The organism is Rhizobium sp. ZX09 (assembly GCF_017357485.1).
Lineage (GTDB): Bacteria > Pseudomonadota > Alphaproteobacteria > Rhizobiales > Rhizobiaceae > Agrobacterium > Agrobacterium pusense.
Map to the genome: position 1 here is coordinate 1,677,581 of NZ_CP031364.1, position 14,409 is coordinate 1,691,989.

Annotated in this window: 11 protein-coding genes; 5 read left to right on the plus strand and 6 right to left on the minus strand. The window is 58.8% G+C overall.

The features are described from left to right. Window positions 1-5: 5 nt before the first annotated feature. The 6 genes from BTN45_RS22390 to BTN45_RS22415 all read right to left on the minus strand — a co-directional run bounded on the left by BTN45_RS22390 (window position 6) and on the right by BTN45_RS22415 (window position 7,368). Window positions 6-1,997 (minus strand): alpha-glucosidase, encoded by a 1,992-nt coding sequence (locus BTN45_RS22390; protein WP_207591120.1) that lies wholly within the window; start codon window positions 1,995-1,997, stop codon window positions 6-8. An 11-nt stretch (window positions 1,998-2,008) separates the two neighbouring features. Continuing rightward, a complete protein-coding gene (locus BTN45_RS22395) occupies window positions 2,009-2,866 on the minus strand; it encodes a carbohydrate ABC transporter permease (protein WP_207591121.1) in 858 nt (285 codons plus the stop codon). A gap of 4 nt (window positions 2,867-2,870) precedes the next feature. Further along, window positions 2,871-3,782, minus strand: coding sequence for a sugar ABC transporter permease (locus BTN45_RS22400; RefSeq protein WP_198650671.1), 912 nt, complete (start codon window positions 3,780-3,782; stop codon window positions 2,871-2,873). Between the two features lie 172 nt (window positions 3,783-3,954). After that, on the minus strand, window positions 3,955-5,205 hold the full coding sequence (locus BTN45_RS22405) for an ABC transporter substrate-binding protein (protein WP_207591122.1): 1,251 nt from the start codon (window positions 5,203-5,205) through the stop codon (window positions 3,955-3,957). Between the two features lie 47 nt (window positions 5,206-5,252). Continuing rightward, on the minus strand, window positions 5,253-6,329 hold the full coding sequence (gene ugpC, locus BTN45_RS22410) for a sn-glycerol-3-phosphate ABC transporter ATP-binding protein UgpC (protein ID WP_207591123.1): 1,077 nt from the start codon (window positions 6,327-6,329) through the stop codon (window positions 5,253-5,255). Between the two features lie 334 nt (window positions 6,330-6,663). After that, entirely contained in the window at window positions 6,664-7,368 is a 705-nt protein-coding gene (locus BTN45_RS22415; RefSeq protein ID WP_207591124.1) for a GntR family transcriptional regulator, read from the minus strand. Between the two features lie 101 nt (window positions 7,369-7,469). On the opposite strand from BTN45_RS22415, the gene BTN45_RS22420 reads away from it, so the two are divergent. The 5 genes from BTN45_RS22420 to BTN45_RS26440 all read left to right on the plus strand — a co-directional run bounded on the left by BTN45_RS22420 (window position 7,470) and on the right by BTN45_RS26440 (window position 14,393). Continuing rightward, entirely contained in the window at window positions 7,470-8,627 is a 1,158-nt protein-coding gene (locus BTN45_RS22420) for an LLM class flavin-dependent oxidoreductase (RefSeq protein ID WP_004438724.1), read from the plus strand. Then, window positions 8,627-9,520, plus strand: a complete 894-nt coding sequence (locus BTN45_RS22425; RefSeq protein ID WP_207591126.1) for an aldo/keto reductase family oxidoreductase — start codon at window positions 8,627-8,629, stop codon at window positions 9,518-9,520. The genes BTN45_RS22420 and BTN45_RS22425 overlap by 1 nt, the downstream gene beginning before the upstream one ends. Further along, window positions 9,520-10,044 carry a flavin reductase family protein gene (locus BTN45_RS22430; protein ID WP_207591130.1) on the plus strand — a complete coding sequence of 175 codons (525 nt, stop codon included), beginning with the start codon at window positions 9,520-9,522 and terminating at the stop codon, window positions 10,042-10,044. Before BTN45_RS22425 ends, BTN45_RS22430 begins: the two co-directional genes overlap by 1 nt. Window positions 10,045-10,266: 222 nt before the next feature. Continuing rightward, entirely contained in the window at window positions 10,267-12,774 is a 2,508-nt protein-coding gene (locus BTN45_RS26435; protein WP_246751722.1) for an autotransporter-associated beta strand repeat-containing protein, read from the plus strand. Beyond that, window positions 12,771-14,393: an autotransporter domain-containing protein gene (locus BTN45_RS26440; protein ID WP_246751723.1), complete on the plus strand. Its 1,623-nt coding sequence runs from the start codon at window positions 12,771-12,773 to the stop codon at window positions 14,391-14,393. The genes BTN45_RS26435 and BTN45_RS26440 overlap by 4 nt, the downstream gene beginning before the upstream one ends. Window positions 14,394-14,409: the final 16 nt, after the last annotated feature.

Consider the following 14,409-nt stretch of genomic DNA (forward strand, 5'->3'; position numbering starts at 1 on the left):
ACGGCTCAGATGGTGCGGAGCTGTTCAAACAGGGTGACGTTGGCACTATCGGCGCGGTAGAAAATCGCGGGCCGGCCGAGTGGTGCTTCCACGGTAACCTCGTTTCCACCGCGATGATGCACACCGCTCCACAGATGTACCCACTGGCCATCGCCCGGAAGATAGAGGGTGCGTTGCGTTTCTCCTGCTTTCCAGACAGGAGCCACCAGCATGTCGGGGCCATAGAGGTAGCTGTCCTGAATGGCGTAAGTCTGCCGGTCATTCTCGTAATGCAGGAAAAGCGGGCGTTGCACCGGAAGCCCCGTTCTGGCCGCTTCGGCGGAGAGCGATTTCAGATAGGGGGCAAGTGTGACATAGATCGACGTCATACGGGCGAAATGAGCAAGAACCCGTTCATCCTGATCGATCTGCAGATTGTCGCGCGGGCGATTGCCTTCATGGGTGCGCATCACAGGGGTAAACGCCGCCATTTCGGTCCAGCGCATGATGAGTTCCGCGGTGCGGACATTGCCGAACAGGCTGGTGTAACCACCGATATCGGAATGGTGATAGGCATTGCCCATGAGGCCGGATGAAAGCGCGCCGCAAATGACGGTGACAAGTCCATCATGACGGGAGAAGTCGACCGACTGGTCACCGCCCCAGATGAGGGGGCAATGGGCCTGCACTCCGGTGAAGCCTGCGCGCATGAAGAACAGCGTTTCTCCGGTCTTGTCGCGGCTTTCGACGGCTTTTGCATTGACCTCGGCCCACAGGGTGGGCCATGCATTGTGCATCAGCTTTGCGTCGACACCGTTGGAGAGCGTTATATCGATCGGCAGATATTCGCCGAAATCAGCCATCCACCCGGAAAGGCCGAAATCCAGCATGTTCTTGCCGATGATTTCTTCGGCAAACCAGTCGGCGGCAGCCGGATTGGTGAAATCGACGACGCCACAATCGAACTCGCCGAAATCCACCAGCGCCGTTTTCCCTTCTGCATCCGTTGCGAAATAACCGGCCTGTTCGGCCACCGGGAAAAGCGGGCCGTCAACGCAGAGATAGGGGTTCACGTAACCCAGGAAGCGTATGCCTTGATCGGCAAGCTCGGCGATCTTCTGGCGCAGATGCGGATAACGGGTTTCGTTCGCCTGCCAGTCCCAGAACAGGCGTGCGCCAAATGATGTCTGGCGAAGCCCCACCCAGTCCTCACACCACAGGCCCGACACGAGCGTTCCGGCTGCGCGGATTTTCTCCAGCCGCGCAAACGAATTGACGCCATCCTTTAATCCAATGATCGCGCCATTATAGATCCATTCCGGCAATTGCGGCTGCCGTCCAAACCGTAGGGACAGCGCGGAGACGATATCGGTGAAACTGTCGCCGGCGAAAAATTCGATCTTTTCAGGGATGGCCCAGATTTCGATCTCGTGGAAATCGCCATTGCGGAAATCGAAGACCGAATAGGCGCTCGTTTCCACATGCAGCGCGTATCTACGCGACGAGAGATAGGTCGGCTGCGGATAGTTGGTGTTGTAATAATCACCGCCTGCCTTGCCGTTGATGTCTGACTTGAAGGTGACTTCGGTGGTCTTGTCGCGGCCAACGCCGGGCTCGGAGGTCCAGAGCGGAAAGCGCCGTCCGCGCATGTCGAAATAGGACATCTGCTCGCCGCCGCCCCAGACATGCTCGTCCGTTTCCGCAAAGACGCGCAGCCAGAGACGGTTGATGGTCTTGTCCAGCGCCGTCAGCAGGATGGCATTGCTTTCGAGTGTCAGGCGAAGGCGAGGGGTCTGTCCCGGTGCGGAGGAAAGCGTGACGCTATCGCCGCTCATCTCGGCGTGGCGCAGGGCAGTTCGTTCGACGACGTAGTCTTCGATATCGAAATTGCCGCGATACATATCCATCCGTTCCTTGCCGAAACCGGCGAAGAAGGCCGGCTCGTCGGGCGAATGGGAAAGGATGGTGCGGTTGCCGATCGCAAGCGTAAATCCATCGTGGGTCTTTTCGAAATACATGACTTAACCTTTTAGCCCTTGAGACCGCCGGCGGTGAGGCCAGAGACAACCCGTTCCTGGAAGATGACGATGAGGATCGCGACCGGCACGATGCCAACCACCAACGCTGCCGAAATGACCGGCCAGGGGAAAGCGAACTCCCCCTGATAAAGCTGGATGCCAACGGGCAGTGTGCGCAGCGCAGGGTTGGAATTGAAGGAGAGCGCCAGCAGGAATTCGTCCCAGGCATTCACGAAGGCAAGGATGCCTGCGGTGAAGACGCCCGGCGCGCAAAGCGGCACGACGACCTTGAACAGCGCGCCGATGCGGGTGCAGCCATCGATCATGGCGGCGTTTTCGAGACCGCGCGGAATACTTTCGAAGAAGGAAACCAGCATCAGCGTGCACACCGGCAGTGAAAGCACCGTGTAGGGCAGGATCAGCGCCGTCCAGCTGTTGAGCAGATTGAGCGCCCGCATGATTTCGAACAGCGGCACAAGCAGCGTCACCAGCGGAAAGGTGGAAACGGCGATGATGAGCGACAGGATAAGCGCCCGGTATTTAAGGTTCAGCCGCGCCAGTGCGTAAGCCGCCAACACCGAAATCAGGATGGTCAGTGCCGTGGAAAGCAGCGCCACCATGAAGCTGTTGAACAGGAAGAGGTGCAGCGGCTGATCCGAAAAGGCCTGCATGTAGTTCGTGAGTGTCGGCGCGTGCGGAAACCAGGTGATCGGCTTGACAGTCAGCTCCGCCTCGGTTTTCAGCGAGGTGAAGAGGATCCAGATAGCCGGGAAAAGGCCGTTTATCAGAAGAATGGAGGCCGCGATGAAGCGCAGCGGCTTGCCAGAGAAGAAGGAGGACAGACCGGAAGAGGTGGCGACGGTGCTCATGGGATCAGTCCTTCGTCCTGATGATACGGAGGTAAACGGCGGTGACGCACATGGAAAGCACAAACATCATGACCGCCAAGGCCGAACCGTAACCGAGATCGAGGAAGGAGACGGTGTTCTGGTGGATATACATGGCAAGCGTCGTGGTGGATGTGCCGGGGCCGCCGCCGGTCATCATGTAAGGAATATCAAAGGTCTGTAGCGCCGTGATCGTGCGGAAGATGAGGGCGACGATAATCGATGGCTTCAGAAGCGGCAGGGTGATTTCGAAGAACTGCCTGATCTTGCCGGCGCCATCTACATCCGCTGCCTCGTAAAGCGAGCGCGGGATTGTCTGCAACCCGGCGAGGATCATGAGCGCCATGAAGGAGGAGGTCTTCCAGATGATCGTCAGGCAGATGGCGGCAAAGGCCCAGTTCGGTGAGTTGAACCAGATAATGCCTTCGAAGCCCAGCCGGTTCAGCACGTCGTTGACCACACCATATTCATAATGGAAGAACCACGCGAAGATGAGACCTGCAAAGGAGAGCGGCAGCGCCCAGGGGATGAGAAGGGAAAGCCGCATTGGCCACTGCATGGAGAAAGGCAGGTTGGCGAGCAATGCGAGGCCAAGGCCCATGAACAGTGCGCCGGGCACGGTGATCAGCGTTATCAGCACCGTATTCCAGGTCGTTTCCCAGAAAATCGGATCGTCGAACATCGCCGTGTAATTTTCAAAGCCGATGAATTCCGCCGGCAGGCCCGAGGTCAGCGACAGGCTGAAGAAGCTCGTATAGACGAGCCGCGCCACCGGATAAACGATGATGAGCGAAAGCAGGATCGCCGCCGGCGCGAGCAGCAGCACGGCCAGCGACCGGTCGCCGAGATCGAGCCACCGCGTCCAGCGCGGCTGCGGTTTCTCGTCCACCCGAACCATGGTTCTTTCCGGCATTGTCACGTCTGCCACTCCCGCAACTGGATTCACGTCATCGTCTCCCGGTCGGACCGGTCTATGTCCGGCCCGTTTCGCGCCCTTGAGGCGCCTTTCATCCTGTCAGTCGAAACGGCCGGAAGGGACGCGGTGCACACGCCGCCTTTCGGCCCGAAGCCTATCGCAGAACGCGCCGCAGACGGCTTTCCATCTGCTTTGCGCCATCCTCCGGCGTCATGACACCGGCGAGCACACCGTTGACCGTGGTGCGGATGGTCTCGCTGACCTCGTTGTAACGCGGCGTCACCGGACGGGCCTTTGCTGTTTCGACGACCGGCAGGGCATCCGCGAACCACGGGATTGCCTTGGTCACGTCGGCATCCTTGTAGAGAGCGGCGTAGGTGGGCAAGAGCGCTGCATTGATGGCCATGAACTTCGATACATCCTGACTGGACAGATATTCGACAAGCTTCTTGGCTTCATCCTGCTGTTTGGAATAGGCGGACACGCCGAATTCCCAGCCGCCGAGGCAGGTCGTCTGCTCACCGCCTTTGACGGCGGGAAGGCGGGCGACGCCGACCTTGTCATTCACCTGCGATTCCTTGCCCTGGAAATGGGTCCAGGCATAGGACCAGTTGACGGCAAAGAGAACCTTGCCGGCCTGGAACTCCTTGCGGGTGTCGTCGGTCGCCACCTCCGAAATGTTCTTCTTGGAAATGCCTTCGTCAACAAAACTCTTCCAGAGCTTCAGCGAATCCACCGCCGCCTTGTTGTCGAAGTTCAGCTTGCCGTTTTCAACCAGCGACTTGCCTTCGCTCCAGTAGGGCAGGAGGAAGGTGCAGACCGCGCCTTCGATCGCCTTGCCCTGGAAGGACAGGCCCTGAAGCTCCGGGTTCTTTTCGCCTTCCATGACCTTCTTGGACGCTTCCTTCAGCTCCTCCCAGGTGGTCTGCGGCTTGATGCCGTATTTGTCCAGCAGGTCCTTGCGGTAATAGAGGAACATGGAGTCGGCGAAGGCTGGCAACGCCACGATCTTGCCGTCCACCGTGTTGGCTTCGGCATAGGTCGGCAGATAGGCGGACATGTCCTTGCCGGCAAAATCGCTGGTCCAGCCGGCTGTTGCAAATTGCGCGGGACGGATGACGTCGAGCATCAATACGTCGAGGCTCGAATCCTTGGCCGACATCACGGTGTTGAGATATTGCGCCTGCATTTCCGAGGTGTTGCCGCCGGTCTCAATGACCACCTTCACGCCCGGCGTCTTCGCCTCATATTGATCGAGCGCCTTGCGCCAGACATCCGGCTGATGCTGGCTGGAAACGAAGATCTTCAGCTCGGCATCGGCAAAGGCCTGACCTGAAAAAGCGAGCACTGTTGCGCAGAGCGCTGCGCCCATGAAGGCTTTTCCCCGGATAGTTTTGAATGTCATGTGTTCCTCCCGTTATTCATCCTTGGCCGTAGCATTTTGCCCGGCAATCAGTGGATCGAGCGCTCCGTTGTTGCGTCGAAAAGATGGACCTTGGACGGATCGACGCCGATCTTCAGTTCCTCGTTCGGCGTTCGCCGAAGCTGCGGCGGCATCCGTGCGGTCAGCGCCGCGTCGCCGAGGCTGAAATGGACGAGGGTGTCCGAGCCCAGTGGCTCCACCACCTGCACCTTTACGGCAAGCTGGCTGTCGAGGCTCTCGGCAGTACCAAAATGTTCCGGGCGAATGCCAACGATGACTTCGCGGCCTTCGAGACCTGTTTCCCGCGATGGCCGAATGGATGCCATAGGCAGGAAATTCCCGTCCGAGAATGTCAGCCGGTCGCCATTCACCTTGGCTCGCGCGAAATTCATGGCGGGCGCACCGACGAAACCGCCGACGAACACGCTTTCCGGGCGGTTATAAACCTCATCCGGCGTGCCGACCTGTTCGATATCGCCGCCGCGCAGGATGACGATGCGGTCCGCCAGCGTCATCGCCTCCACCTGGTCATGGGTAACATAGATGATGGTGGTGCCCAGCTGCTGGTGCAGGCGCTTGATTTCCGTGCGTACCTGTCCGCGGAGTTTAGCGTCGAGGTTGGAAAGCGGCTCATCGAACAGGAAGACCTGCGGGCGGCGAACGATGGCGCGCCCCATGGCCACACGCTGACGCTGGCCGCCGGAAAGCTGTCCGGGCCGCCTATCGAGAAGGTGCTCGATGCCGAGCATCTTTGCCGCCTCATCGATGCTGGCATTGGCCTGCGAAGCGCTGACACCGCGCACCTTAAGGCTGAAGCCCATGTTTTCGCGCACCGTCTTGTGCGGATAAAGCGCATAGTCCTGAAACACCATGGCGATGTCGCGCTCGCGCGGCGGCAGCCGGTTGACGACACGGTCGCCGATCTTCACCTCGCCGCCTGTAATGCTCTCCAGCCCTGCGACCATGCGCAACGTGGTTGATTTGCCGCAGCCGGAAGGGCCGACAAATACGACGAATTCGCCATCGTTGATTTCAAGGTCGATGCCCTTGACGATGCGAAGCGCACCGTAACTCTTGTCCAGCTTGCGCAGGCTGACTGAAGCCATATTTTCCTCCTCACGACCGGCACGCCCGAAATTTCAATGGACGCAATAGCCGGTATCAACCTTCAAGTTCCCCGTACCGCATCTTCGAAAATCGAGCCCGATTGTCTGGCAGTAACGTGGGGTGGCGAAACGCCTGTCTCCCTGAGGCCGTGATATTACCTTTCACAAAAAGGAAATCAATAGTGTATCAATTTTATTTCTGACAGAAATCAAAAACTACTAAGTCATTGATTAAAAGAAATATATCCGCGGAATCGCCCGCTGGCGGGCAGTGGTTGGCTTGCCTGCCGTCAAATTCCGTCACTCCTGTAGATCACGCGAATTTTGCGCAGTCTCAACGTATGCGAGAAACGTAGCGCGCCACGGCATGGTCAAACCAGGTCCAGGAAACTTCTGCCACCGCACCATCCTGCGCCTGGCTGAGACGCAGGACGCGGGGCACGGATGCGCCTGCTTTCTGGCCGAACGCTTCGGGCGTCCATTCGGGCACTTCACCGAGATCGATGTGATCCTCCGCCTTCGATATCCAGAGGTTGAGGCGAGTGCGGTAATAGAGGTAGAGAGATTCCGACATATTTTCGATGGTGATCGTGTCAACATAGGAACCATCAAGCCAGATTTCCTCGATGGCGGCCGGTTTGCCGGCAATGCGCCGCAGACGACGAATCCTGTGTCCTTCGGAGGAGGTGCCAAAAGCGGGCAGATCGGCGGGCTTCGCTAGCCGGGTCACATCCAGAACCTCCGCTGTCGGCAGGCCGCCGCCCTCGATCAGTTCAAGCCGGAAGAAAGCGTAGACGCTCTGCGGATCGCTGACCGCGCGGATGTAGTTGCCGGAACCCTGTACGCGCTCCAGAAGGCCGCGCTCCTGCAATTCGGCGAGCGCCTTGCGTAGCGTACCGACGGCGATGCCGAGATCGGCAGCCATATCGCGCTCCGGCGCAAGCTTCTCGCCGTCGATCAGCCGCCCTGCTGACACCTCGCGCACCAGCATTTCGGCGATCTGTAGATACATGGGCAAACTGCCACCAGTGTGTCTCATATGCCGTTTCCTCCACCCGAAACAAAAATTGATACATCATTGATTTACATATTTCTTGATGTTATGCAAGAACAACGAGAGCGGCCCTGAGGAGGAATTGCATGACCGTTGTACCCGTTACATCCGCTGATCTCGATGCTGCCGAGGTCTCCTGGTTTTCCGCTTTGTGTTCCGATGATTACGCCTATCTCGGCGTGCCGGATGGAAGCCTGCGTTCCAGCTTCGAACATTGCTCGGATATCGTCAAAAAAGCTGAGGAACTTGGCTTCCGCAACATTCTCTGCCCGTCGTCCTATCAGGTGGGGCAGGATACGCTGAGCTTTGTCGCCGGCTGTGCGCCGATCAGCGACCGTATCAATTTCCTTGCCGCTATCCGCTGTGGCGAAATGCAGCCGATCATGCTGGCTCGTACGGTTGCCACGCTCGACCACATGCTGAAAGGCCGCCTGACCCTCAATGTCATCAGCTCGGACTTTCCGGGCGAAGTCGCCGACAGCGCCTTTCGTTACAAGCGCAGCCACGAGGTCGTCGAGATTTTGCGGCAGGCCTGGACCCGCGACACCATCGACCACGACGGCGAAATCTACCAGTTCAAGGGCGTATCGACCGAGCCGGCGAGACCCTACCAGCAGAATGGCGGCCCGCTTCTTTATTTCGGCGGTTATTCTCCAGATGCACTTGAGCTCTGTGGCGCCCAATGCGACGTCTATCTGATGTGGCCGGAGACGAAGGACCAGCTGGCGGACCGCATGCGCGCCGCCAACGAGCGCGCTTCCGCCCATGGCCGCACGCTGGATTATGGTCTGCGCGTCCATATGGTGGTGCGCGATACTGAAAAGGAAGCCCGAGAATATGCCGAACATCTGGTCTCCAAGCTCGATGATGAATACGGCCAGCTGATCCGCAACCGCGCCCACGATAGCGGTTCACTCGGCGTGTCGCATCAGGCACGTGCCCGTGAACTCGCTGACAAGTTCGGTTATGTCGAACCCAATCTGTGGACCGGCATCGGCCGGGCGCGCTCCGGCTGCGGTGCAGCACTTGTCGGCTCGACGGATCAGGTTCTTTCGGCGCTGGAGGATTACCAGAAGATGGGTATCCGCGCCTTCATCCTGTCCGGTTATCCGCATCTCGACGAAGCCGAACATTTCGGCACCAAGGTGTTGCCGCAGATGAAAACCTGCTCCCTGCCGCATGCCTATGGCCGGGTGCCTTCTGAAACGCCAGCGACGCCGCTCGGCAATGGGGAACGCCACTGATGGAACGTATCGCTCTTTCTGACACACTCGAACTCAGCCGCATCGTTTACGGCATGTGGCGCATTGGTGACGATGCAGACACATCGCCGGCGCATGTACAGGCAAAGATCGAGGCCTGCCTCGCACAGGGCATCACAACCATGGATCAGGCCGATATCTATGGCGGATACACGGCAGAAGCCATTCTTGGCGCCGGATTGAAAGCCGCGCCAGGACTGCGCGACAAAATCGAAATCGTCACCAAATGCGGCATCGTCGCACCGGCCGGCCGCCACGCAGCCGCCCGCGTCAAGCATTACGACACGACCGCGGTCCACATCAACGCGTCGGTGGAAGCATCGCTGCGCGACATGGGAACGGATCACGTCGATCTGCTGCTCATTCACCGCCCCGACCCGCTGATCGACGCGGAAGAAACCGGCAAGGCACTTGATGCCTTGGTGGCGTCGGGCAAGGTCAAGGCGGTTGGCGTATCCAATTTCCGCCCGTGGGATTTTTCGCTGCTGCAATCGGCCATGAGCAACCGGCTGGTGACGAACCAGATCGAAATGAGCCTGCTTGCCACCGATTCCTTCACGAATGGCGATCTCGCCTACCTGCAGGAAAAGCGCATTTCGCCCATGGCCTGGTCGCCGCTCGGTGGCGGTTCGCTGTTCTCCGGCGCGCATGGCGGCACCATGGCTGCCCTACATCGCATCGGCAAGGAACAGGACGTCGACGCGACGGCCGTCGCGATCGCATGGCTGCTGCGCCATCCGGCAAAGATAGTGCCCGTGCTTGGCACCAACAATCTCGAACGCATCAAAACCGCTGCCGATGCGCTTCGCGTGACGATGGACCGCCAGACATGGTTTGAACTCTACACCCTTGCGATTGGAAAAGAGGTGGCGTGATGACAGTTGCAGAGGCGATCAAGATGCCCAATGAACATGTATTCGTTCCCGGCGGCGAAAACAGCCGCAGCTTTCGCAACGCGCTCGGCGCTTTCACCACCGGTGTTACGGTGGTAACAGCCACGACCCCGGAAGGCCCGATCGGCATGACGGTCAACAGCTTCGCATCCGTCTCGCTCGATCCGCCGCTGGTGCTGTGGTCACCTGCGAAAAGCTCGTCGCGTTATCAGGCCTTCAGCGGCGCGACCCATTTCGCCATTCATGTGCTGAGCGCCGACCAGGACGTGCTGAGCGCCCGCTTCACTCGCAACGGCCGTGCTTTCGATGATCTTGACTGGGAATTGAACGATGAAGGTGTACCGGTCATCCCCGGAACGCTGGCCCGTTTTGAGTGCAGGCAGGCGGCGGCGCATGATGCGGGCGATCACACTATCATCGTCGGCGAGGTGTTGCGCGCTGCTCATCGTGATGGTGATCCGCTGTGCTTTTCGGGTGGAGCCTTCGGACGGTTTTCCCGGCAATAGGCTTTACCGCTGCGATCTGACCTGTATATTGATATTACTAAAATCGAATATACTTATCTAATCTCAAGGAGCGCGCGGGCCGCGCTCCCTTTGCTTTTATTTTGTCAGCAAACGGATGATTTGCACTTTTTATACTGACTCCTTGCTCCTGATTTGCGCTAATTGACAGGGAACGTGATTCGCTGATTGCGGACTGGCAGAATGTGCCAACGGGGAGTTTGGATGTCGCACTGCGTCCGGTTGGAAAATCAACGATTGCAGAAGAAGAACGCCGGCCTGCCATCCGTCGTGTGGCCTGCCCTTCGGGCATCGACCAGCGCCTTCGCGCTTATGCTGTATTGTGCATTCCCGGCGCCGGCTTTCGCGGAAACGATCTCCTGGGTTGGTCCTGCGGGCGGCGATTGGTTCCTGTCGTCCAATTGGTACGGATACGGGCGCGTCCCGGGCCTCAACGATAGCGCAGGCATCAATTCGACAGGTCCGACCATTGGCGCCGGCGCAAATGTCGAAATCGACGGGCTAATCGTGGGTATCGATACCGACGCTGAAATCTGGATAAATGGAAGCCTTCAAACGGATTCTCTGCAAGCCGCTGACAAATATCCAATCACCGGGAAACTTTATTTCACGGGGGCTCACTGGGACAATAAAAACGACATCGTTATTGGTGGTGTCGGCACAGGGGAGGTTTATCTCACCGGTACGACCGCGACATCCGGCGGCGCTCTTTATCTTGGAAGAGAGGGAGACGGTTTTGGCGCTCTCAGGCTGGAAAGTTCATCCCGTTTCGATAATTCTGGCACAATCTTTTTAGGCTCAGCGCATACCGCAGCTTTTGGTACGCTTGAGGTTCTGGGCGCCAGCACTTTAAAAACCGGCGGTTTAATTATCGGCGAAGGTCCGGATTCTGGAGGAAATCTCTCCGTTGAAGACAGCGGAAGCAGCGTTACCGTGACGGGGGACATGATCATCGGTGGCCGTGGTTCAGGAATGGTGACGATCTCAGCCGGCGGTGTTGTCAAAAGCCTTGCAACCACAATTATCGGCCAGTTCGATAGCCCGACCCAAAGCGTCCTCACAATTAATGGCCTGGGTTCCGCACTCGAAACCTATGGCCCCTTCATCATCGGTGATGAAGCTGTGGCAAGGATGTCGATAGGAACAGCTGCCAGGGTGTCCAGCGGCGCTGTCGTGATTGGTCGTCACAATGTCGCGCTGGTCGAAATCAGCGGCAGCCAAACCCTTTGGAATGCGCGAGGCCTTACTATCGGAGGGGATGAAAGCGATCCGGGCGGCCCCGCGGGGCAGGGTCGAATCCAGGTTGAAGCGGGCGCTGTTGTCAAAAGCTTTTCCGCTGATCTCGGCGCAGCGGCCGGCAGCACGGGTACGGTTAATGTGAAAGGAAGCGGTTCTGTCTTCGCGGTTGGTGATGACGGGCTTGCCGTCGGCAATGCAGGTTATGGCTTGCTGGGCGTGGAGGCTGGCGGGCGTGTGGATTCCGTAAAAACGGTAATCGGTCTTGGGACGGACAGTGACGGGAGAGTGACCGTATCGGGATCCGGGAGCATCCTGAACAACACCGGCGATCTCTATATAGGGGGGGAAGGAAGAGCACGGCTGTACATCGGGACTGGCGGCAAAGTAACCAGCGACACCGCTATCGTCGGCACGAAATCCGCTTCTGCGGTGGTCGCCATCAGCGGCAGCGGTTCGACCTTGACGCTCGCAAAGACGCTCTTCGTCGGATATGAAGGCGCTGCCAGGGGTGAGGTTTCCGTTGAGACCGGCGGCGAAATCCGGGCAAAAGAGCTTTCGCTCGGCGAACTCGGCGGCTCTTATGGAATCTTAAACGTCGCCGGAGCGGGATCCGCTGTGACGGTGTCCGTCGACAGCGATCTCGTCGATTCCGGTTCAACCTATGTCGGATGGCGGGGACTTGGAGATGTATTCGTCACCGATGCGGGCTTACTCGATACGAATCGATTGGTTGTTGGCGCCCAGGCCGGATCAAGCGGCATCCTCCACGTGGCCGGTATTGGCTCGCAGGTCAAGGTGCGCGACGCTCTCTTGATCGGTGGAAGCGGCACAGGCTGGGTGCGGGTGGCCGATGGTGGCGCACTCGCGGCTCCTACCGTCGTCATTGCGGCGGCGGCGGGGTCCACAGGTGTTCTGAACGTCGGGGCACTTGAGGGGTCTCCGGCTCGGTCCGGGGGGGAGGTGGATGCTGACAGGATCCTTTTCGGCGATGGCGACGGCAGTATTGTCTTCAATCATTCAGAGGCAGATTACCATCTCTCTGCGACGATCTCCGGCAACGGGCGTGTCGTTGCGGAAAACGGTGTCACCACGCTTTCCGGCCATAATAGCTACTCCGGCGGTACCACCATTTCGGCCGGAACCTTGAAAGGCACCGCGGCGAGTTTCGGTTCCGGCCCTATCGCCAACAATGCACAGCTTGTTGTTGAGGGGGGCGGCACGCTTTCAAATAACCTCAACGGTTCCGGCACGGTCGAAAAGACCGGCGCTGGCAATCTCGTGCTTGCCGGCAACAATAGCTATTCCGGGGCAACGACGATTTCTGCCGGCAGCTTGACAGGAGCCGCAAACAGTTTTGGCTCCGGCGAGATCGTCAATAATGCGGAGCTGGCGGTCGATGGGCCGGGCATGTTCGCGAACGTTGTCAGCGGCACGGGCACTTTTGAAAAGACCGGAGCGGCAATCTGGTTATGACCGGCAACAGCACCTATTCAGGCGCTACCGATGTTTCATCGGGCAAGCTCAGCGTCAACGGCGTACTGGCGAGCGCAGTTTCCGTCCGCAGCGGCGCGACGCTTGGCGGTTCTGGCGTCATCGCCGGACTGAGTGTCGCTTCCGGAGGCACGCTATCGCCTGGCAATTCGATTGGGACCTTGACCTCGACGGGCGACGCACGGTTCCTTAGCGGTTCCACCTACGCGGTGGAAATCGATGCGTCCGGCGCGTCCGACAAGCTCGCCGTCACCGGCGCTATCACCATCGACAACGATGTCAAACTTGTCGTCACGCCGCTTGGAAGTAAGTCGGCCTACGATATCGGCATAAAATATGCGATCCTGACCGCGACAGGTGGTATTACCGGCACCTTTTCGAGCATGGACGAGAACTTCGCTTATTTGGCTGTAAACGTCACAAAGAGCTCCGATAAGGGCACGGCCTATCTCTCCTTTGAGCGCGCGTCGCAGGATCCGGGCCTGCTTGCCTCAGAGACGTTGTCGGAAAACGCTCAGAACGTCGCAAACGCGGTTGAGGCGGCACGCGAAAATACGGGGCTTTATCAAGCAGCATTGTTTCTGGAGCAAAGTGAACCCCAATCCGCCTTTTCGCAGCTTGCCGGAGAACTGCATCCCTCCCTGGCCATGGCGCTGATCAATCGCAGCCAGCTGACGCGAGACGTCATTCTGGAGAGGATGCGTAGCGCATTCAGCGGCGCGGACGTGCGGAGCATCATGTCTACCAGCGCTCCTCCTGGCTCGAGCGGAGCTTCGGAAGAAGACACCGTTACTTTCTGGTCCAGCGGTTTCGGGTCGCGCAGCCGCGTCTGGACCGATGGAAATGGCGCAACGGTCGATATGTCGGGAGGCGGTTTGCTTCTGGGGCTGGACGGCGATGTTGCTGGGGGCATTCGGGCCGGACTTGCGGGGGGGTACGGCCACGACACTTTAAGACAAGGCTCGGCATCTGCCGGTGCGGATAGCTACTATCTGGCAGCCTATGCGAGCGCGGCGAATGGCCCTGCCTCCCTCCGGGTGGGCGCGACCCATGCCTTCCAGAATGTGGAAACGCGTCGGGCGATTTCCTTTTCGACATTGCAGGAAAATTTTACGGGCCGATACGACGCTTCCACGACGCAGGTCTTCGCCGAAGCTGCATGGCGTTTCGATCTTGATAGGGTGCTCCTTGAGCCCTATGCGACCATTAGCTACGTGAATCTTCAGACGGAAGCCTTTGCGGAGCAGGGCGGTGTTTCCGCACTTTCCTCAGGCTCTGCCAGTCATGATCAGCTTTACACAACGATCGGTGCCCGCCTCGGCCATGACATCGTGCTGGAGACCGGCTCCGGAAGGGCGATGCTCGATATCGGATGGCGGCATGCCTATGATAACCAGTCAGTTATGAGCACCCTGTTTTATGCCGGTGGCGATGGCTTTTCCGTCGCGGGGACGGCAATGGCGCGGGATGTCGCGCTGCTTAATCTTGGGCTCAGTTATGATCTTGGTCCGTCCGCCACGCTGACGTTCCGGTATGGTGCGGTGTTCGGGGCGGGTGTCGTGGATCAATCTGCTTCAGCTCAGCTGGGAGTGCGTTTCTGATGTTCTTCAGACCAAA

Excerpts from the sequence above, each read along its gene's own strand:
- BTN45_RS22395 (WP_207591121.1), bottom strand. The coding sequence starts at position 2,866 with ATGAGCACCGTCGCCACCTCTTCCGGTCTGTCCTCCTTCTTCTCTGGC.
- BTN45_RS22405 (WP_207591122.1), bottom strand. The coding sequence starts at position 5,205 with ATGACATTCAAAACTATCCGGGGAAAAGCCTTCATGGGCGCAGCGCTC.
- BTN45_RS26440 (WP_246751723.1), top strand. The coding sequence starts at position 12,771 with ATGACCGGCAACAGCACCTATTCAGGCGCTACCGATGTTTCATCGGGC.
- BTN45_RS22420 (WP_004438724.1), top strand. The coding sequence starts at position 7,470 with ATGACCGTTGTACCCGTTACATCCGCTGATCTCGATGCTGCCGAGGTC.
- BTN45_RS22400 (WP_198650671.1), bottom strand. The coding sequence starts at position 3,782 with ATGGTTCGGGTGGACGAGAAACCGCAGCCGCGCTGGACGCGGTGGCTC.
- BTN45_RS22390 (WP_207591120.1), bottom strand. The coding sequence starts at position 1,997 with ATGTATTTCGAAAAGACCCACGATGGATTTACGCTTGCGATCGGCAAC.
- BTN45_RS26435 (WP_246751722.1), top strand. The coding sequence starts at position 10,267 with ATGTCGCACTGCGTCCGGTTGGAAAATCAACGATTGCAGAAGAAGAAC.
- BTN45_RS22425 (WP_207591126.1), top strand. The coding sequence starts at position 8,627 with ATGGAACGTATCGCTCTTTCTGACACACTCGAACTCAGCCGCATCGTT.
- BTN45_RS22415 (WP_207591124.1), bottom strand. The coding sequence starts at position 7,368 with ATGAGACACACTGGTGGCAGTTTGCCCATGTATCTACAGATCGCCGAA.
- BTN45_RS22430 (WP_207591130.1), top strand. The coding sequence starts at position 9,520 with ATGACAGTTGCAGAGGCGATCAAGATGCCCAATGAACATGTATTCGTT.
- ugpC (WP_207591123.1), bottom strand. The coding sequence starts at position 6,329 with ATGGCTTCAGTCAGCCTGCGCAAGCTGGACAAGAGTTACGGTGCGCTT.